The organism is Sphingomicrobium sp. (assembly GCA_036563485.1).
Lineage (GTDB): Bacteria > Pseudomonadota > Alphaproteobacteria > Sphingomonadales > Sphingomonadaceae > Sphingomicrobium.
Genome location: DATCMI010000001.1, coordinates 198,919 through 215,156, shown reverse-complemented (window position 1 = coordinate 215,156; position 16,238 = coordinate 198,919). Strand labels below are relative to the sequence as shown.

At 65.6% G+C, this 16,238-nt stretch carries 22 protein-coding genes and 1 tRNA gene; 17 read left to right on the top strand and 6 right to left on the bottom strand.

The annotated features are described in order from the left end of the window. Positions 1–71: 71 nt before the first annotated feature. The 3 genes from VIL42_01125 to VIL42_01115 are packed head-to-tail and all read left to right on the top strand — an operon-like array spanning position 72 to position 1,424. Positions 72–431 carry a helix-turn-helix domain-containing protein gene (locus VIL42_01125; GenBank protein HEY8591448.1) on the top strand — a complete coding sequence of 120 codons (360 nt, stop codon included), beginning with the start codon at positions 72–74 and terminating at the stop codon, positions 429–431. After that, on the top strand, positions 412–909 hold the full coding sequence (locus tag VIL42_01120) for an SRPBCC family protein (protein HEY8591447.1): 498 nt from the start codon (positions 412–414) through the stop codon (positions 907–909). Before VIL42_01125 ends, VIL42_01120 begins: the two co-directional genes overlap by 20 nt. A 47-nt stretch (positions 910–956) precedes the next feature. Further along, positions 957–1,424, top strand: a complete 468-nt coding sequence (locus VIL42_01115; GenBank protein HEY8591446.1) for a TrmH family RNA methyltransferase — start codon at positions 957–959, stop codon at positions 1,422–1,424. Here the strand turns inward: VIL42_01115 and VIL42_01110 are convergent. The 3 genes from VIL42_01110 to rplM form a co-directional block, all read right to left on the bottom strand. After that, on the bottom strand, positions 1,406–2,092 hold the full coding sequence (locus VIL42_01110) for an FkbM family methyltransferase (GenBank protein ID HEY8591445.1): 687 nt from the start codon (positions 2,090–2,092) through the stop codon (positions 1,406–1,408). The two genes, VIL42_01115 and VIL42_01110, sit on opposite strands and share 19 nt — an antisense overlap. A 121-nt stretch (positions 2,093–2,213) precedes the next feature. After that, positions 2,214–2,792 carry a 30S ribosomal protein S9 gene (gene rpsI, locus VIL42_01105; protein HEY8591444.1) on the bottom strand — a complete coding sequence of 193 codons (579 nt, stop codon included), beginning with the start codon at positions 2,790–2,792 and terminating at the stop codon, positions 2,214–2,216. Continuing rightward, the gene (rplM, locus tag VIL42_01100) at positions 2,792–3,271 is read right to left on the bottom strand and encodes a 50S ribosomal protein L13 (GenBank protein ID HEY8591443.1); all 480 of its coding nucleotides are present in this window, start codon (positions 3,269–3,271) and stop codon (positions 2,792–2,794) included. The genes rpsI and rplM overlap by 1 nt, the downstream gene beginning before the upstream one ends. Before the next feature lie 541 nt (positions 3,272–3,812). Here rplM and VIL42_01095 point away from each other — a divergent pair. Next, positions 3,813–4,550: a Crp/Fnr family transcriptional regulator gene (locus tag VIL42_01095; GenBank protein HEY8591442.1), complete on the top strand. Its 738-nt coding sequence runs from the start codon at positions 3,813–3,815 to the stop codon at positions 4,548–4,550. Positions 4,551–4,678: 128 nt separating this feature from the next. Beyond that, the gene (locus VIL42_01090) at positions 4,679–4,978 is read left to right on the top strand and encodes a hypothetical protein (protein ID HEY8591441.1); all 300 of its coding nucleotides are present in this window, start codon (positions 4,679–4,681) and stop codon (positions 4,976–4,978) included. A gap of 6 nt (positions 4,979–4,984) precedes the next feature. Here the strand turns inward: VIL42_01090 and VIL42_01085 are convergent, their stop codons facing one another. Beyond that, positions 4,985–5,164 (bottom strand): hypothetical protein, encoded by a 180-nt coding sequence (locus tag VIL42_01085; protein HEY8591440.1) that lies wholly within the window; start codon positions 5,162–5,164, stop codon positions 4,985–4,987. A gap of 176 nt (positions 5,165–5,340) precedes the next feature. On the opposite strand from VIL42_01085, the gene VIL42_01080 reads away from it, so the two are divergent. Next, positions 5,341–6,060, top strand: coding sequence for a Crp/Fnr family transcriptional regulator (locus tag VIL42_01080; GenBank protein ID HEY8591439.1), 720 nt, complete (start codon positions 5,341–5,343; stop codon positions 6,058–6,060). On the opposite strand, the gene cutA is transcribed toward VIL42_01080, so the two are convergent. Beyond that, positions 6,057–6,371, bottom strand: coding sequence for a divalent-cation tolerance protein CutA (cutA, locus tag VIL42_01075; GenBank protein HEY8591438.1), 315 nt, complete (start codon positions 6,369–6,371; stop codon positions 6,057–6,059). The two genes, VIL42_01080 and cutA, sit on opposite strands and share 4 nt — an antisense overlap. Then, the gene (locus tag VIL42_01070) at positions 6,368–7,432 is read right to left on the bottom strand and encodes a COX15/CtaA family protein (protein ID HEY8591437.1); all 1,065 of its coding nucleotides are present in this window, start codon (positions 7,430–7,432) and stop codon (positions 6,368–6,370) included. Before VIL42_01070 ends, cutA begins: the two co-directional genes overlap by 4 nt. Positions 7,433–7,535: 103 nt before the next feature. Here VIL42_01070 and VIL42_01065 point away from each other — a divergent pair, with 103 nt between their 5' ends. From VIL42_01065 to VIL42_01015, 11 genes are all read left to right on the top strand, one after another. Beyond that, complete coding sequence (locus VIL42_01065) at positions 7,536–7,904, top strand: MerC domain-containing protein (GenBank protein HEY8591436.1); 369 nt, start codon at positions 7,536–7,538, stop codon at positions 7,902–7,904. A gap of 48 nt (positions 7,905–7,952) precedes the next feature. After that, positions 7,953–8,414: a Fur family transcriptional regulator gene (locus tag VIL42_01060; GenBank protein HEY8591435.1), complete on the top strand. Its 462-nt coding sequence runs from the start codon at positions 7,953–7,955 to the stop codon at positions 8,412–8,414. A gap of 105 nt (positions 8,415–8,519) precedes the next feature. Beyond that, complete coding sequence (dxs, locus tag VIL42_01055) at positions 8,520–10,445, top strand: 1-deoxy-D-xylulose-5-phosphate synthase (protein HEY8591434.1); 1,926 nt, start codon at positions 8,520–8,522, stop codon at positions 10,443–10,445. Next, positions 10,442–11,179, top strand: a complete 738-nt coding sequence (locus tag VIL42_01050) for a TlyA family RNA methyltransferase (protein ID HEY8591433.1) — start codon at positions 10,442–10,444, stop codon at positions 11,177–11,179. Before dxs ends, VIL42_01050 begins: the two co-directional genes overlap by 4 nt. After that, a complete protein-coding gene (locus tag VIL42_01045) occupies positions 11,172–11,693 on the top strand; it encodes a TspO/MBR family protein (protein ID HEY8591432.1) in 522 nt (173 codons plus the stop codon). The genes VIL42_01050 and VIL42_01045 overlap by 8 nt, the downstream gene beginning before the upstream one ends. 100 nt (positions 11,694–11,793) lie before the next feature. Further along, positions 11,794–12,093, top strand: a complete 300-nt coding sequence (locus VIL42_01040) for an accessory factor UbiK family protein (GenBank protein HEY8591431.1) — start codon at positions 11,794–11,796, stop codon at positions 12,091–12,093. 2 nt (positions 12,094–12,095) lie between these two features. Continuing rightward, positions 12,096–12,605, top strand: coding sequence for a YbjN domain-containing protein (locus VIL42_01035; GenBank protein HEY8591430.1), 510 nt, complete (start codon positions 12,096–12,098; stop codon positions 12,603–12,605). Positions 12,606–12,617: 12 nt separating this feature from the next. Beyond that, positions 12,618–13,481, top strand: a complete 864-nt coding sequence (locus VIL42_01030) for a pyrroline-5-carboxylate reductase dimerization domain-containing protein (protein HEY8591429.1) — start codon at positions 12,618–12,620, stop codon at positions 13,479–13,481. A 9-nt stretch (positions 13,482–13,490) separates the two neighbouring features. Further along, complete coding sequence (locus VIL42_01025) at positions 13,491–14,387, top strand: branched-chain amino acid aminotransferase (GenBank protein HEY8591428.1); 897 nt, start codon at positions 13,491–13,493, stop codon at positions 14,385–14,387. A 76-nt stretch (positions 14,388–14,463) separates the two neighbouring features. Further along, a tRNA-Gln gene (locus VIL42_01020) sits at positions 14,464–14,538 on the top strand. Between the two features lie 101 nt (positions 14,539–14,639). Next, the gene (locus VIL42_01015; protein ID HEY8591427.1) at positions 14,640–16,208 is read left to right on the top strand and encodes an MFS transporter; all 1,569 of its coding nucleotides are present in this window, start codon (positions 14,640–14,642) and stop codon (positions 16,206–16,208) included. The last annotated feature ends 30 nt before the right edge of the window (positions 16,209–16,238 follow it).

Here is a 16,238-nt window from a genome sequence, read left to right as displayed (position 1 = left end):
TGGACCATAGAAGGAAGCGGCAGGAAAGGGCCTCTTGCGTCCATGCCGGGAGCCTGCCAATACTGAACTATATGGTTCAGTATGCGAGTCCCGCTCTCGATCTCTCCTTCGCGGCGCTGTCCGATGCGACGCGGCGCGGCGTGCTCGAGCAGCTCGGCCGGGCCGACGCCTCGATTTCCAGCCTGGCCGACAAGTTCCACATGACGCTGACGGGCATGAAGAAGCACGTCGCCGTGCTCGAGCGGGCAGGGCTGGTCACGACGAAGAAGGTCGGGCGCGTGCGGACATGCAAGCTCGGGCACGGGTCCCTCGAGGCCGAAGCGCAGTGGATCGAAGACTATCGCAAGCTTTTCGAGGCGCGGTTCGATGCCCTCGACGAGCTTCTCAACGACATGAAACAGGAGGAAAGAGATGGACCAGCAGGCGACTAACCAGGAGGCGGCGCAAAACCGCACCGCGATCGAACGCAAAGGCGACCGGGAGCTGGTCGTGACCCGCACCTTCGACGCGCCCGCGCATTTGGTGTTCAGGGCCTGGAGCGAGGCCGAGCTGTTCCGTCAATGGTGGGTGCCCAAGGGTGCGCCGAGGACGCTGGTCGCATGCGAGATGGACGTGCGCACGGGCGGTACGTACCGGCTGGAGTTCGGCGCCGGCGGGCAGACCATGGCCTTCTACGGCAAATATATCGAAGTCGTCCCCAATGAGCGGATCGTCTCGACCAATGAGGAAGAGGCGGACGGCGCGGTCACGACCGTCACCTTCCAGGATGTCGGCGGCAAGACCCTGCTGACCTTCCACGAAACCTATCCGAACAGCGACGCGCTCGAAGAAGCGATGCAGGGCGCGGCTGCCGGCCTGCCGCAGCAGCTCGACCAGCTCGAGGAATTGTTGCCGCAACTCGCTGCCTGAGACCCGCGGGTGGCGCGAAGGGGCGGCGCTGCGCTAGCGGTGCCGCCATGCGCCTCGCGATGTTCGAGCCTGAGATCGCCGGCAACGTCGGCACCGTGATGCGGCTGGCGGCCTGCATGGGCGTCGCCGTGGACCTCATCGAGCCGATGGGCTTCGCTTGGGACGATCGCCGGGTGCGGCGGACCGCGATGGACTATATCGACCACGTCACTGTCGTCCGGCATCCGGACTTCGCCGCCTTTCGGCAGTCGATCGGTGGCAAGCGGCTGGTGCTGTTCACGACCAAGAGCCAGCGATCGGCCTATGACTTTCTGTTCGACCGTGACGACGTCCTGCTGTTCGGCAAGGAAAGCGCCGGCGTGCCGCAAAAGATCGCCGATGCCTGCGACGAAAAGGTGCGGGTGCCGATCCGCGCCGAGGTGCGGTCATTGAACGTCGCGACTGCCGCGGCGCTGGCGCTTGGCGAGGCGCTACGCCAGACCGGGCAGCTGCCCCATCAGTCGTCGAATACGTAGATCCGGTCGGACTGGGCTTTCTCCTTGGGCGTCATTCCGTAGGAGCGGAGCAGGTCGGCCGTCCTCGCGATCGCCTCGGCCTGGGCGGCGTGCACCTCCGGGCCGACCTTGTCGATGCTCGCGGCTTTCTCCTCGACCATGAGCACGGGCCGGTGGCGCAGGATCGTCTCGCGGGCGCCGAGCAGTGCCGGATATTCGGCGCCCTGGATGTCGATCTTGATGAGGTCGACGGCTTCGAAGGTGAAGCTGTCGAGCGTGCGCGCCTTCACCTTGACGACCTTGCCGGGGTCGAGGTCGCCGAACGGCACGGCGACGCCGGGATGGCTGGTCACGAAGGACGCGCCTGAAGTGTCGGTCTGATACATTTCGAGGGTCGCCGGCGCATCGCTCAAGGCATAGGGCATGACGCGGACGTTCTTGCGGACATTCTGCTCAAGGCATTCGCGCGTGGCCGGCATCGGTTCGAACGCCAGCACTTTCTTGAAGCGGTGCGAGAAGTCCCACGAGAAGATCCCGACATTGGCGCCGATGTCGATCGCGAGCCGCCAGTCCTTCACATATTTGTAGGCGGCGAGGCGGTCGTACTTCCCATATTTGAGGACCTGATCGCCAAGCGAGGTGAAGTGCGTTTCCCCGTCCGGGAAGAATAGGTTGCCGACCTTGAGCATGGCGCGCCCATGCCGACGCCTGGAGGGCGATGCAACTCGGTTGCCGGTTCGCGCTCCCCGAAATGCGAAAGGGCGGCCCGGATGTCCGGACCGCCCCTCGCGTAACGAACTGAGCTTTCGCTTAGCGCTTCGAGAACTGGAAGCTGCGGCGGGCCTTGGCGCGGCCGTACTTCTTGCGCTCGACGACGCGCGGGTCGCGGGTCAGGAAACCGGCCTGCTTGACCGTCGTCCGCAGCGCCGGCTCGTAGCGGGTCAGCGCCTGGGCAATGCCGTGCAGGACGGCGCCGGCCTGGCCCGACAGACCACCGCCGACGACGGTCGCGACGACGTCATACTGGCCAGCGCGGTCGGTAATACCGAACGGCTGGTTGATGACGAGACGAAGCGTCGGGCGGGCGAAATAGACTTCCTGCTCGCGGCCGTTGATGGTGATCTTGCCCGAGCCCGGCTTCAGCCAGACGCGCGCGATGGCGTCCTTGCGGCGGCCGGTCGCATAAGCGCGGCCGTATTTGTCGAGCTGCTGCTCGCGAAGGACGGCCTCGATCTGCGGACCCTGCGTGGAGACGCCATTATCGTCGCCGGCGACGGCGTCGGCATTGTCACCCGCGGCAGCGGCCGGAGCGTCTGGAGCCGGGGCCGCCGGGGCGGGCGCCGTGCCCGCGCTCAGCTGGTCGGCAATGGATTCACGATTGTCGGACATTAGGCGCCCACCTTGTTCTTGCGGTTCATCGACGCGACGTCGAGGACTTCGGGGTTCTGGCCGGCATGCGGATGCTCGGTGCCGTTGTAGAGGTGCAGGCTGCGCATCTGCTCGCGGCCGAGCGGGCCGCGCGGGATCATGCGCTCAACCGCCTTTTCGAGCACGCGCTCGGGGAACCGGCCGTCGAGCACCTTGCCCGCGGTGATTTCCTTGAGGCCGCCAGCATAGCCGGTGTGCTTGTAGTACGTCTTCTGGTCGAGCTTGCGGCCAGTGAAGCGCACCTTGTCGGCGTTGATGACGACGACGTGATCGCCGCAATCGACGTGCGGCGTGAAGCTCGGCTTGTGCTTGCCGCGCAGCAGGTTGGCGATGATCGTCGCGACGCGACCGACCACCAGGCCGTCGGCATCGATCAGATGCCACTTCTTCTCGACCTCGGCCGGCTTTGCCGACTTGGTCGTCTTCATCAGCGCCTTCATGGCGTTAGACCTCTTATCAAACGAGAAAAGCGGCGCCTCAACCTTGTCGGATGGCACCGCCGTGGAGGCGCTATTCGCGTCGGAGCGCCGATAAGTCAAGCAAATCCGGCACTTTGCGGACGGGTAAAATCATACCCATGAGAGTTCCTGACGGGAACGAAACGACCGGAACGATGACGGGCAGACTATCGTTTCAGCTGCAAAACCAACCAGGAGGAACGGCCATGTACATCGGTCTTGGCGGACTTTTGCTTCTGATCCTGATCCTGTGGCTGCTCGGCGTTATCTAAGCTTCAGCATCGAGATCCGCGCAGCTTAGCTGCGCCATCAATTAAGGAGTGCCGCGGGTCGAAAGCATTCGATGCGCGGCATTTCTGCGTGCCACGGGATGGCCGCCGACCGCGCCGACTTCGCTTCTCAGGGATAGCTATGCGTCCTTTCCGGTCGCCGGGCGTTGAAACCCTAACATAGATAAGGATGAAGCTTCATGCCGCTGCTTACGGAGGTTCGAGGGGGAGTTCACCCTGATCGAGCGTCCGCAGTGGCCTCGAAGCTCGAAGCCTTCACCAGATTGTCCGCCGGTGACCGGTCTGCGCTGGCACGGGTTTGCCGAACCGTGAAGACCGCGGATGCTGGCCGCGACCTGATCTCGGAAGGGGACACGCCAACCCACGTGCACCTGGTGCTCGACGGCTGGGCGTGCCGCTACAAGCAATTGCCGGATGGCAAGCGGCAGATCGTCAGCATGTTCCTTACCGGCGATTTTTGCGACGTGAACGTCTTTCTCCTCAAGCATATGGACCACAGCGTCGGCGCCATCACCCGGCTCAAGGTGGCGGCGATCACGCCTGACGAAATGGAGGAGCTGACCCACGATCGACCGCGGATCACCGAGGCGCTTTGGCGGCACGAGCTCGTCGCGATGGCCATCCAGCGGGAATGGACGCTGAACCTTGGCCAACGCAGTGCTTACGAGCGCCTCGCCCATCTTCTGATCGAGCTGTACATGCGCCTGGAAGCGGTGGGCAGGGCGCATGATGGTTGCTGCGATTTCCCGCTGACACAAAGCGACCTTGCGGATGCGGCGGGGCTTACCCCGGTGCACGTCAATCGTACGCTTCAGGATCTCCGCCGCGACAAGCTGATCGAGCTGGAACGCAGGCGGTTGCAAATTCTCGACCTGCCGCGGATGATCGAGGCCGCGATGTTCAACCCGAACTATCTGCACCTGGAGCGTGACCGCCGGCACCTCGACGCCAAGGCCTCCACGACCGCCTGATGCACTGGCGGACCGCTATTGGATGAATCCGCGCGCTTGCGCGTTGCTTCGGTCGGGGATGAGCCTTAGTTGGCGCTGACCAGAGTTTAGCGCCCCCCCGTTCAATTCACGCCGGAGAGCAAGCGCCCGTGCCGAGACGCGTAAAAGACTTCATTGATATCAGCGAATATACCTCGCTCGACGACCTGATCCGCTATCTCGAGACGATCCGCGACAATCTGCCTGCCGAGCACCAGGCGGAAATGAAGATCCGTGGCGACGAGGTGTTCGGGCGGCGCCTGACCATTACCTATTGGCGCGAGCAGACGTCGGACGAAGCCGAGCTCGAATCCAAATATGGCGGCGGCGAGGCAAATAAGGACATTGAGGCGCTCCGCCGGCAGCTCGACGACGTGCCGTTCAGCGCCGGCGAGGCGAAGGACGCCTGAGCGCGGCTATTTGCCCTTGGCGGCGATCCGCTCGATCAGCCGGTCCTGCTGCCACAGCTCATAGCGTGAACCCGCCGCACGCTCGCGCGCCTTGTTCGACGCGTCGACATCGTCGGCCGCCTCGATCCAGTCGGCACCGCTGATGCGGCCAGCCCCGTCGAGCCGGTACAGGCGATAGTTCGGCAAGCATTCCCCCACGCGAAGTACGGTCGGACTACCATGTGTCCAACGGACGGCTATTCACCTAGGTTACATCGCCGCACGGCTGTTAACTATTGAAAACAAATGTGTTTTTTAATTGTATCGGATGTGTAACTTAGGTTAAGCCTATTTTCCTCGGTGCGTTGCACAAGGCGTGGCGTATGCTTGGAGCTCACCTCAAAAAACTCAAAAGACGGATCGACATCAGCTCAGAGGAAGAGCGGGTGATTTGTGGCCTGGTCAGCGAGATGCGGACGGTCAGCGCGGACGACGTGGTCGTTCGCGCCGGCGAGCCTCTCGGCTCCAGCTTCGCGCTCGAAGACGGCTGGATGGCGCGAAGCAAGGACCTGCGGAGCGGCGAGCGGCAGGTGATCGAATTGCACGTCGCGGGCGACTTCCCCGATCTTCACGGCTTCACGCTGAAGCACCTAGACCATGATGTCGTGGCGATGACCGACTGCTCGATCGCGGTGGTCCCGCACGATCGGTTGCGCGACATGATCGAGCGTTATCCTCGGCTCGCGCGGGCTTATTGGTTCCTCACCAACATCGATGGGGCGATCCGCGGCGAACTGGCGCTCTCGCTAGGCCAGCGGTCGGCGATCGCGCGCATGGCGCATCTCTTCTGCGAAATGAACGTACGGCTCGACATGGTCGATGCCGTCAAAGACAACGGCTACGATTTCCCTCTGACCCAGCGCGAGCTGTCGGAATGCCTGGGCCTGACGGTGGTCCATGCCAATCGCACCATCCAGGAACTGAGGCGGCGCGGCCTGATCGAGCTTGAGAACCGCCGCCTGACCATTCTGGATCGCAAGGGTCTCGAAGGGGTGGCGGAATTCGATCCCGGCTACCTCTACCTCGACAAGCACGACTTCTAGCCGGCGCTGTCTTCGACCCATGCAGCGTAGCTGCTCAACACCTTGTCGATCGGCCAGGTGACGATGCACGGCACGTCATAGCTGTGCAGGCCGGCGATCCGGGTGATCAGCCGGTCGACGCTGCCGCTCGAGGTCTTGAGGATAGCGGCGACTTCCTGGGCTTCTTCCACCTCGCCTTTCCAGCGGTAGATCGAGGTAACCGGCGCCAAGATGTTGATGCAGGCGGCCAGCCGCTCTTCGATCACGGTGCGGCCGATGCGCGCCGCTTCCTCGGCATCCGCGAAGATGGCGTAGACCGAAACGACGCTCACGCCGGGCGGCGTCCCAGCTCATGCGCTCCCCAGACCGTCGCGGCGACGAGCAGCGCGCCGGTGGCCTGATGGAGAACGGCAAGCCAGATGGCGACGCCGGACAGCACCGTGAAGATGCCGAGCAGCACTTGCGTGCCGAAGGCGCTGTGGATGGCGATCGAAGCGCGGCGGGCGCCTTCGAGCTTGCGGATCTTGCGGGCGAACAGGACCATGAAGGCAACGACGACCCACGCCCACCAGCGGTGGATGAAGTGCAGGAGGAAGGGGTCGTGGGTCAGCGCCCAGCCGGCGCCGCGGCTCCAGTCGATGCCTTCGGGCACCAGGCGGCCCTGCATGTCGGGCCAGGTCGGCGCCACCTGTCCGGCGTTGAGGCCGGCAACCCAGGCCCCGTAGAGCAATTGCACGAACAGGACGCCGATCGTGGCAACCGCGAACGGCTTCAGGCGCGACGGGTTGTCGGTGCCGGTCCGTGCAAGGCGCCTGAGGTCGAGCGCGACCCAGATCAGCGCGCCCATGATGGTGAGTGCCAGGAGGAGGTGCGCCGAGAGGCGGAAATGGCTGACGTCGGTGCGGTCCGCGAGGCCGGAGACGACCATGTACCAGCCGAGGGCGCCCTGGGCGCCGCCGAGCACCAGCAGGCCCACCATCTTCCAGCCATAGCCGCGGGGGATCGCGCGCTTAACCGCGAACCAGAGAAGGCCGAGGCCGAACACCAGGCCGATCAGCCGCCCGAGCTGGCGATGGATAAACTCCCAGAAGAAGATCTGCTTGAACTCGGCGAGGCCCATGCCGGCGGGGCCGTTGATCTCGCGATATTCAGGCGTTTGCCGGTAGAGGTCGAACGCGTGGTTCCAGTCCGCCTGAGTGAGCGGCGGCACGGCGCCGGTAATCGGCTTCCACTCGGTGATCGACAGGCCGCTTTCGGTCAGCCGCGTGATGCCGCCGACCACGACCATGCCGAAGACGAGGAATGCAACGAACAGCAGCAGGTTCGACAGCGCGAGCGGGCGGGCGCGGCTGCCGCGCTCGGTGGCGGGCGAGGAGATTGCGGCGGTGCTCATGAGACGAGTGCCTATTTGCGTGCGGCGGACCGACAAACAAGTGGTGAAAAGCGACGCATGATATATTGTATCGGGCGAAGTGTCGGCCTATGTACATTCGGCCATGGCATCGCAGCCCATCTCTGTCGGTCGTCTCGACCGTCTTGCAATCGGCCTTTCGGCCCTTTGCACGGTCCATTGCGTCGCCACTGCGGTGCTTCTGGCGGTTGTCGCCTCGGCCGGCGGGTTGCTCGGCAAGCCGATCATCCATGAAGTCGGCCTCGGGCTGGCGATGATCCTTGGCGCCGTCGCACTCGGACGCGGCATCCGCGACCATGGCTTCGTGCTGCCGAGCCTGGTCGGCGCCGCGGGGCTCGTCATCATGGGCTTCGCGCTGACCCTTCACGAGACCGGCTATGAGCCCGTCTTCACCATCGCCGGGGTGCTGATCCTGGCCCTCGGCCATCGCCTCAACGCGCTTGCCGCCGAATAGCCGTTCGCTTGCTCCTCGGTGCAGCGAACGCTACCCAAGAGGTCAGCCATGAGCCGTCACGATCACAAGCTCCATGAGGGCGAATCGCTGAAGGCCGCTGCGCGCCAGCGGCTGACCGATGCTGGCGAACAATGGACCGGGATGCGCGAAGCGGTCTTCGACGTGCTCGCCAGCTTCGACAAGCCGGCGAGCGCCTATGACGTGGCCGAAGCGCTCTCCAAGAGCGAAGGCCGCCGGGTCGCCGCCAACAGCGTCTACCGCATCCTCGACCTGTTCGTGGGCGCCAACCTCGCGCGGCGGGTCGAAAGCGCCAACGCTTACATCGCGAACCAGCATCCGGAATGCCTGCACGACTGCATCTTCCTGATCTGCGACGAATGCGGACAGACGGTGCACATCGACGACGACAGCTTGTCGGGGAGCATCCGCAAGGCCGCGGCAGGAGCCGGCTTTTCCGCGCCGCGCCCGGTCATCGAGGTTCGCGGCACGTGCGGCGACTGCGACACCTGAGCCGCCTGAGGCACAGCTGAGCATTCGCTGAAATCGGCCGCAAAGGCCGTGGCAGCCCTTTAGCCCGTGATGACACTCGTGTGAGTTGCGCGTAAGGCGCCCCGAATGAGCGATCGCCCGCAAACGCCGCTGCTGGACCAGGTCCAATATCCGGCCGACCTCCGGCAGCTGAGCAAGGATCAGCTTCCCCAGCTTGCCGACGAACTTCGGCAGGAGATGATCTCGGCCGTGTCGGTGACTGGCGGGCATTTGGGCGCGGGGCTCGGCGTCGTCGAGCTGACGGTCGCGGCCCATTATGTGTTCGACACCCCGAACGACAAGCTGATCTGGGACGTCGGCCACCAGGCCTATCCGCACAAGATCATCACCGGACGGCGCGATCGCATTCGCACGCTTCGCCAGGGCGGCGGGCTTAGCGGCTTCACCAAGCGCAGCGAGAGCGAGTACGACCCGTTCGGCGCCGCCCACAGTTCGACATCCATCTCGGCAGCGCTCGGCTTCGCCATTGCCAACAAGCTGTCGGGCGCGCCGGGCAAAGCAGTCGCGGTGATCGGCGACGGCGCGATGTCGGCCGGCATGGCCTATGAGGCGATGAACAATGCCGCCGCCGCCGGAAACCGGCTGGTCGTCATTCTCAACGACAACGACATGTCGATCGCACCGCCGGTCGGGTCGTTGCGCAACTCGCTCGCGCGGCTGGTCAGCTCCGGCAAATATCTGGCACCGCGCAAGCTGGCGCAGAGGCTCGCCCGGGCGATGCCGCAGCCGCTGCACGTCGCTGCCAAGCGGATGGAGGAATATGCGCGCGGGCTGGTGACCGGCGGCACGCTCTTCGACGAGCTCGGCTTCTATTATGTCGGTCCGGTCGACGGGCACGACGTGAACGCGTTGGTCGAAGTGCTGGAGAATGTCCGCGACGCCGACATGGGCCCGATGCTGGTCCATGTCGTCACCCAGAAGGGGAAGGGCTACGGCCCGGCGGAAAACAGCGCCGACAAATATCACGGGGTCGTCAAGTTCGATGTCGTGTCGGGCAAGCAGGACAAGGGCCCCGGCGGCGGACCGCCTTCATACCAGAACGTGTTCGGCGAAAGCCTTGCCAAGCTCGCCGACAATGACGCGCGGATCGTCGCCATTACCGCGGCGATGCCGTCGGGCACCGGCGTCGACAAGTTCGCGCAAGCCCATCCGGACCGCGCGTTCGACGTCGGCATTGCCGAGCAGCATGCGGTGACCTTCGCGGCCGGCATGGCGGCGCAGGGCTATCGGCCGTTCGTCGCCATTTACTCGACGTTCCTGCAACGCGCGTACGACCAGGTCGTCCACGACGTTGCCATCCAGAACCTGCCGGTCCGCTTCGCGATGGACCGCGCCGGGCTGGTCGGTGCCGACGGCGCGACCCACGCCGGCTCGTTCGACCTCGCTTATCTCTGCACGCTGCCCAACTTCGTGATCATGGCGCCATCGGACGAGGCCGAGCTTGCGCACATGGTGAAGACCATGGCCGAGCATGACAGCGGCCCGATCGCGGTGCGCTACCCGCGCGGCGAGGGACGGGGAGTGGCGCTGCCCGCGGAGCCGCAGGTGCTGGAGATCGGCAAGGGTCGCGTCGTGCGCGAGGGCAAGAAGGTCGCGATCCTCTCGCTCGGGACGCGGTTGGCGGAAGCGGAGAAGGCGGCCGACCAACTCGACGCCAAGGGCCTGTCGACGACCATCGCCGACCTGCGCTTCGCCAAGCCGCTCGACAGCGAGCTGATCCGGCGGCTGATGGCGACCCATGAGGTCGTCGTGACCGTCGAGGAAGCGGCGATCGGCGGGCTTGGCGCCCATGTGCTGACGCTGGCGAGCGACGAGGGGCTGACCGACGCCGGCCTGAAGATCCGCACCATGCGGCTGCCGGACGTCTTCCAGGACCACGACAAGCCCGACAAGCAGTACGACCAGGCGCGCCTCAACGCGCCGCACATCGTCGAAATGGTGCTGAAGGCCCTGCGCGTGAACAGCGCCGGCGTCGAAGAGGTTCGCGCATAGCCAAGGTCCGCGCGGACCAGTTGCTCGTCTCGCGAGGTCTGGCGGAGAGCCGGTCGCGGGCGCAGGCGCTGATCATGGCTGGGGCGGTGTTTTCGGGTGAGCGGAAGCTGGGGAAAGCCGGCGACATGCTTGCTGAAGATGCGCCGCTAGAGGTTCGGGGGAAGGACCATCCGTGGGTCTCGCGCGGCGGGATCAAGCTCGATCATGGGCTGACGCATTTCGGTTTCGATGTGAGCGGGGCGATCGGCCTCGATATCGGCAGCTCCACCGGCGGCTTTACCGACGTGCTGCTCTCGCGCGGCGCGGGGAAGGTCTATGCGATCGACGTCGGCACTAACCAGCTGGCATGGAAGCTTCGGCAGGACCCGCGGGTGGTCGTCCACGAGCAGACCAACGCCCGGACGCTCGACAGCAGCACCGTCCCGGACGCGGTCGACGTGGTCGTGTGCGACGCGAGCTTCATCAGCCTCGCCAAGGTGCTTGAAGCGCCGCTCAGACTCGCGAAAGCGGGCGCGAAGCTGGTCGCGCTGATCAAGCCGCAGTTCGAAGCGGGACGTGAGGAAGTCGGGAAAGGTGGTGTCGTCCGGGACCCGCAGGTGCACGAGCGGGTTTGCGCAGAAGCGAAAGCATGGATTGAAACCCAGGGCTGGACCGTACTCGGGATCGTGCCGAGCCCGATCACCGGGCCGGAAGGCAATGTCGAGTTCCTGATGGGAGCGGAGAAGAATGGCTGAAGCGACCCGCAAGCGCAGCATGTGGAACCTGGCGCTGGTCTGCGTCCTGCTGATCGAGGTCGGCGGCGGGATCAGCGGCTGGCTGTCCAATTCCGGCTACGACAACGGCTGGTTCGCGCGGCTGGACAAGCCGAGCTTCATGCCGCCGGGCTGGGCGTTCGGGGTCGTCTGGCCGATCCTCTACGCGATGCTCGGCGTCGCGCTGGCGATGGTGCTTGCCGAGCCGGAATCCGACCGCCGCAGGATCGCGGTCACCTTCTTCTTCGCGCAGCTGGCGCTCAATTTCGCTTGGTCGCCGATCTTCTTCGCCGCCCATGACATCGAGCTCGCCCAGGCGGTGATCATCACCATGATCATCGTCGCCGCGATCACCGCCGGCCAGTTCTACCGCATCCGCCGGGCCGCGGGGCTGCTGATGGTGCCGTATCTGTGCTGGCTGGTGTTCGCGGCGACGCTGAACGGCAGCATCGCCAAGCTCAATCCGAACGCCGGGACATCGCTGCTCGGCATCTGAAAACTGGGGATAGTCTCAGCCAGTTGGGGATAGGTTTTGAGGCCGGGGTGGCGGATTTGCGGCCAAGTGCCTATTTCCGCGACCGAAAGGGAGAGCTGAAATGCAATCCGAAAACAGGCTGTTCGACGATTTCGTGAAGATGGTGAACGGCGTCGCCGGCACCTTCGCCGGCATGAGCCGCGAAGCGGAATCCGGCGCGCGGGAGAAGTTCCGCGAGTGGCTTGCCGGCACCGACTTCGTCGGCCGCGACGAGTTCGAGGCCATCAAGGCGATGGCGAGCGCCGCGCGCGACGAGAACGAAATCCTCAAGGCCCGCATCGCCGCGCTTGAAGCGAAGGTCGCGGGGCCAGCGGCCGGCACGAAGAAGAGCGGCGGCGCGAAGGCGAGCCCGGAGGCGTGAACCTGAGCGAGGAAGAGATTCAGGACGAGCGCGACGACGGCGCGCCGATCGAGGTTCTCGAGCAATATTTCGAGGCGCGCGGCTGGGCCTGCGAGCGGACCGGCGAAGGCGAGATCATCGCGTCGGCGACGGGCAGCTGGGCAACCTATGAGCTGCGCGGCGTGTGGCGCCCGGAAGACCAGGTCCTCCAGTTCCTCGCTTTCCCCGACATCAAGGTGGCGTCGGAAAAGCGCTCGGCGATCTATGAATCGCTGAGCCTGATCAACGAGCAATTATGGCTCGGCCATTTCGAGATGTGGTCGACGTCCGGCCTCGTCGTGTTCCGCCACTCGACCATCCTCGACGCGCGCGAAAATGAAGGGCTGAGCTTCGAGCAGGCCGAGGCGATCGCCGAAGCCGCGGTCGAGGAGTGCGAGCGCTTCTATCCGGTGTTCCAGTTCGTGCTGTGGGGCGGCAAGGCGCCGACCGAGGCGATTTCCGCCGCGCTGATCGACACGCATGGCGAAGCCTAGAGCAGGCGAGGAATGAGCGATCTTTTGAAGCTACCGGAGCCGACCTGGTTCGTCGGCTGCGGCAACATGGGCCAGGCGATCATCGACGGCTGGCGGCTCGGCGGCCTCGACGTCTCCGGCGTGACGGTCATCCGGCCGAGCGGCAGGCCCGTCGAGGGCACCAACACGATCAGCCGCTTGCCGGACTCCGCCTCGCCGCCGCGCCTCGTCGTGCTCGGCTTCAAGCCGCAACAGCTCGACGCTGTTGCCCCTGAGTTGAACGACTTCCTGCTCGACAACAGCGTCGTCGTGTCGCTGCTTGCCGGCGTCGAAGTTGCGAGCCTGCGCGCCAGGCTGCCCAATGCCGGATCGATCGTTCGGGCATTGCCGAACCTTCCCGTTGCGATCCGCCGCGGCGTGATCGGCCTCTACACCGCGGATGCGCCGGACGATGCGCGGCAGGACGTCGGCAACATGTTCGCCGCGCTCGGCTTTGCCATGTGGATGGCCGACGAAGCGAAGCTTGCCGCGCTCGGCTCCGTCGCCGGCGCCGGCCCGGCCTATGTCGCGCGCTTCATCGCCGCACTGACGAAGGCTGGCGTCCAGCGTGGCCTTACGCACGACATTGCGGCAGCGATCGCGCGCGAGACCGTGCTCGGGACCGCATGGCTGGGTGCAACGACCCGCGAGGACATGGGCGCGCTGGCGCAGCGCGTCGCAAGCCCCAAGGGCACGACCGAGGCAGGCTTAGCGGTGCTCGACCGTGACGGTGCATTGGACCGGCTGGTCGGGGAGACGATCGAAGCCGCGTCGCGGCGCGGCGCCGTGCTTGCTTCGGAGGCGCGGGTCCCGTCGCTTGAAGAGGGTTCGCTTGAAGAGGGCGGGCGCCTGCACTAGGCGCGCCTCATGGCACCACCACCACAAGCGCCGTTCGACGACCGCGACGGCTGGATCTGGTTCGACGGCGAGCTCGTGCAATGGCGCGACGCGCGCGTCCATGTCCTCACCCACGCGCTTCATTATGCGTCGTCGGTGTTCGAAGGGCAGCGCGCCTACAACGGCGTGATCTTCAAGCTGACCGAGCATAGCCGCCGGCTGCGGCGCAGCGCCGAGCTGCTCGGGTTCGAGCTGCCGTGGAGCGTCGAGCAGATCGATGCCGCGTGCAACGAAGTGCTCGAGGCCAACGGCATGACCGACGCCTATATGCGCCCGGTCGCGTGGCGCGGGTCGGAATCGATGGGGGTCGCCGCCGGCAGCACCAAGCCGCACCTGGCGATCGCCGCGTGGGACTGGGGCAAATATTTCGATCCCGAACTCGCGAAGAACGGCATCCGCCTCGACATCGCCCCGTGGCGGCGGCCTGCGCCTTACACCGCACCGACGGAGTCCAAGGCGGCGGGCCTCTACATGATCTGCACCTTGTCAAAGCAGCATGCCGACAGCCGCGGCTTTGACGATGCGCTGATGCTCGACTGGCGCGGGCAGGTGGCCGAGGCGACCGGCGCCAACGTCTTCTTCGTGCGCGACGGTTCGCTTCATACGCCGACGCCCGACTGCTTCCTCGACGGGATTACGCGCCGAACGGTCATGGATCTCGCCCGCAACCGCGGAGTCGACGTGATCGAGCGGACGATCTGGCCGGAAGAGCTCGAAAGCTTCGAGCAATGCTTCCTGACCGGAAGCGCCGCCGAAGTGACGCCGGTGCAGTCGATCGGTCCCTGGAAGTTCGAGGTCGGCGACCTGACGCGGCAGCTCGCCAAGGATTACGACGACCTCGTCAACGGCCGCATACCGAACGAATAAGCGCGGCTCTGGCCCCTTTGCAGCGGGCCAGCGGCCGCTATAAGCGCGCCTTCTCCCGCACAAGCGGGCGCGCTGCTGGGGCGTCGCCAAGTGGTAAGGCACCGGTTTTTGGTACCGGCATTCGCAGGTTCGAATCCTGCCGCCCCAGCCAGCATTTATCTCGAGGTTAGGGCAACCTAATCCGGAACCCTGGTTGACGTCGGCGCCGATAGCCCGATGGTGCGCCTCGCGATGACAAGCAGCAGCAACAGGATGGCGGAGCGGCGTGGCGGATGGGCGCTTGCGCTGGGCGTAATAGCGGTGGTTGCCGGCGTGCTGCTGCACATGCCAATGTTCGCGATGGCGCGGACCATGGACTACCGCCTGACCGGCATGGCGATGGACGGGGCCATGGTCGGCGGCATGGCGCTGATCGTCGCCGGCGTCCTCCTTGCCGCTTACGGCCTGCTGCCGACTCGCATCGTCGAACAGCGCGCGGCGGGGCAGGAGATCGTCGTCTCGCCGCCGGAGGACGCGCCGCTCGGCTGGGCGCACTGGCGGCTGATGATCGTCCTCGTCCTCGCGCTGGCGATCGACATCATGAAGCCGGCAAGCCTCGGCTTCACCATCCCCGGCATGCTTGCCGAATATGAGCAGCCGCGCGCCACGGTGTCGCTGGTGCCGTTCGCGGCGTTGGTCGGGACCGTGCTTGGGTCGGTGATCTGGGGCACGCTGGCGGACATTTACGGGCGCAAGGCGACCATCCTGCTGTCCGCGGTGATGTTCGTCGGCACGTCGATCTGCGGCGCCATGCCTTCGCTCGCGTGGAATGTCGGCATGTGCTTCATGATGGGCATGGCGGCCGGCGGCATGCTTCCCGTCACTTACGCGCTGCTCGCCGAGATGATGCCGAGCCGTCACCGCGGCTGGAGCCTGGTGCTGGTCGGCGGCCTTGGCGCAGCGCTCGGCTATGTCGCGGCGAGCGGGTTTTCCGCGCTCCTGCAGCCAATCTTCAGCTGGCGGATTCTGTGGCTGCTCAACCTGCCGACCGGGATCGCGCTTGTCCTTCTCGGCGGATTGATCCCTGAATCCGCCAAGTTCCTGCTGGCCCGGGGGCGGAGCGAGGAAGCGGCGCGCGTGATGGAGCGGTTCGGATCGAAGGCCCACAAGAGCCGGCCCGAGCCAGAGCCGCGCGTCGCCCGAGCGTCTGGTGCGGCTCTGACGGGCCGGGCTTTTGCGGGCAAGCTGGTCGCGCTCAGCCTCGCGGCGATCTGCTTCGGCCTGATCTATTTCGGGCTTCTGCTGTGGCTCCCGTCCGACCTGGTGTCGAAGGGCTATAGCGTCGAGCTGACGAGTAAGCTGCTCGCCGAATCCGCGCTGATCGCGCTGCCGACGACCTTCTTCGTCGCCTTCACCTACAGCAGGTGGAGCGCGAAATGGTCGGTCGTCGGATCGCTGGCGGTGACCATCGCCGGCCTGCTCGGCGTCCTAAACCTCGAGTTCACCGGTCGCGGCAGCCCCGTTCTTCCCGTGGCGCTGCTGATCGTCGGGACCAACGCCTTGATCGCCATGCTTCTTCCTTATGCGGCCGAGAGCTTTCCGCTGCGCATCCGCGGGCGGACGACCGGCACGGTTGCGGCGTGCAGCAAGGCCGGGGGCGTGTTCGCGCAGCTGCTCGCCATCCTTGCGCTGGTGCCGCCGCTGGCGATCGTGACGATCATCATCATCGTCCCGACCGTGGCGGCACTCGCGCTCGTCGCCATGTTCGGGAAGGAAACGCGCGGCCGCGACCTTCGCGACCTCGATCCCGACGGCCAGACCTTCGCCGGCAGCGGGCTATAAGGCGGGCTACGGATACGTATTCGTTCTTTG

Bases quoted from the DNA above. Each gene is read 5' to 3' on its own strand.
- VIL42_01125 (HEY8591448.1), top strand. From the start codon at position 72: ATGGTTCAGTATGCGAGTCCCGCTCTCGATCTCTCCTTCGCGGCGCTG.
- VIL42_01120 (HEY8591447.1), top strand. From the start codon at position 412: ATGGACCAGCAGGCGACTAACCAGGAGGCGGCGCAAAACCGCACCGCG.
- VIL42_01115 (HEY8591446.1), top strand. From the start codon at position 957: ATGCGCCTCGCGATGTTCGAGCCTGAGATCGCCGGCAACGTCGGCACC.
- VIL42_01110 (HEY8591445.1), bottom strand. From the start codon at position 2,092: ATGCTCAAGGTCGGCAACCTATTCTTCCCGGACGGGGAAACGCACTTC.
- rpsI (HEY8591444.1), bottom strand. From the start codon at position 2,792: ATGTCCGACAATCGTGAATCCATTGCCGACCAGCTGAGCGCGGGCACG.
- rplM (HEY8591443.1), bottom strand. From the start codon at position 3,271: ATGAAGGCGCTGATGAAGACGACCAAGTCGGCAAAGCCGGCCGAGGTC.
- VIL42_01080 (HEY8591439.1), top strand. From the start codon at position 5,341: ATGCTTGGAGCTCACCTCAAAAAACTCAAAAGACGGATCGACATCAGC.
- VIL42_01070 (HEY8591437.1), bottom strand. From the start codon at position 7,432: ATGAGCACCGCCGCAATCTCCTCGCCCGCCACCGAGCGCGGCAGCCGC.
- VIL42_01065 (HEY8591436.1), top strand. From the start codon at position 7,536: ATGGCATCGCAGCCCATCTCTGTCGGTCGTCTCGACCGTCTTGCAATC.
- VIL42_01060 (HEY8591435.1), top strand. From the start codon at position 7,953: ATGAGCCGTCACGATCACAAGCTCCATGAGGGCGAATCGCTGAAGGCC.
- dxs (HEY8591434.1), top strand. From the start codon at position 8,520: ATGAGCGATCGCCCGCAAACGCCGCTGCTGGACCAGGTCCAATATCCG.
- VIL42_01045 (HEY8591432.1), top strand. From the start codon at position 11,172: ATGGCTGAAGCGACCCGCAAGCGCAGCATGTGGAACCTGGCGCTGGTC.
- VIL42_01040 (HEY8591431.1), top strand. From the start codon at position 11,794: ATGCAATCCGAAAACAGGCTGTTCGACGATTTCGTGAAGATGGTGAAC.
- VIL42_01030 (HEY8591429.1), top strand. From the start codon at position 12,618: ATGAGCGATCTTTTGAAGCTACCGGAGCCGACCTGGTTCGTCGGCTGC.
- VIL42_01025 (HEY8591428.1), top strand. From the start codon at position 13,491: ATGGCACCACCACCACAAGCGCCGTTCGACGACCGCGACGGCTGGATC.
- VIL42_01015 (HEY8591427.1), top strand. From the start codon at position 14,640: ATGGCGGAGCGGCGTGGCGGATGGGCGCTTGCGCTGGGCGTAATAGCG.